Origin of the sequence: Pseudomonas sp. UBT, assembly GCF_050915955.1 — a bacterium.
GTDB classification, from domain to species: Bacteria; Pseudomonadota; Gammaproteobacteria; order Pseudomonadales; family Pseudomonadaceae; genus Aquipseudomonas; species Aquipseudomonas antarctica_A.
This window is the reverse complement of sequence record NZ_CP168079.1, coordinates 4,513,208-4,513,719: the sequence shown is the minus strand read 5'-3', so window position 1 is coordinate 4,513,719 and position 512 is coordinate 4,513,208.

Here is a 512-nt window from a genome sequence, read left to right as displayed (position 1 = left end):
GCAGTTCAACTGTGGGAGCCGGGCTTGCCCGCGATGGCGGTGTATCAGTAACAGCCAGGCTGACTGACCCACCGCCATCGCAGGCAAGCCAGCTCCCACACTTATTTGTGTCTGACCAGAATTCTGCGTCTGCTGCAGTTCAACTGTGGGAGCCGGGCTTGCCCGCGATGGCGGTGTATCAGTAACAGCCAGGCTGACTGACCCGCCGCCATCGCAGGCAAGCCAGCTCCCACACTCATTTGTGTCTGACTAGAATTCTGCGTCTGCCGCAGTTCAAATGTGGGAGCCGGGCTTGCCCGCGATGGCGGTGTATCAGTAACAGCCAGGCTGACTGACCCACCGCCATCGCAGGCAAGCCAGCTCCCACACTCATTTGTGTCTGACTAGAACTCTGCGCCCGCCGCAGTCCAAATGTGGGAGCCGGGCTTGCCCGCGATGGCGGTGTATCAGTAACAGCGAGACTGACTGACCCACCGCCATCGCAGGCAAGCCAGCTCCCACACTTATTTGTG